Genomic DNA, 370 nt, shown 5'->3' with positions numbered 1-370 from the left:
GGCTGGACCCGCGCCTGCAGGTGGCGCTGCCGCGCGCGCCGCTGGCGTTCGGGCCGGATGCGTTCGGCTGGTTCAGCGTGCGGTTCGGCGCGCAGGGGCCGGTGATCGATCCCGGCCAGGCCGAGGCCAGCCGGCAGTTGCTGATCGACTACGTGCGCCGGCTGCAGGCGCAACAGGGCGTGGATGCCGCGCACACGCTGGTGGCCGGTTTCAGCCAGGGCGGCATCATGAGTGCCGGCGTGGCCCTCACCGCACCGCGGGTGGCGCAGCGGTTTGCGGTCCTCTCCGGCCGCATCCTGCCCGAGATCGCCGCGCACATTCCGGCCGACATCGCCGCGCACGGCGTGCAGGGATTGATCCTGCATGGAAA

Annotated in this window: 1 protein-coding gene; it reads left to right on the top strand. The window is 72.7% G+C overall.

Annotation, left to right across the window (positions count from 1 at the left end; all coding sequences use genetic code 11):
- Positions 1–370 (top strand): alpha/beta hydrolase (locus AC1DN0_RS41910; RefSeq protein WP_477146731.1); only part of this gene is annotated, 370 nt, incomplete at both ends.

This window comes from Cupriavidus sp. 05N39 (genome assembly GCF_056397325.1).
Note: the sequence above shows the minus strand (reverse complement) of the source record. Positions and strands in the feature narration are given on the sequence as shown.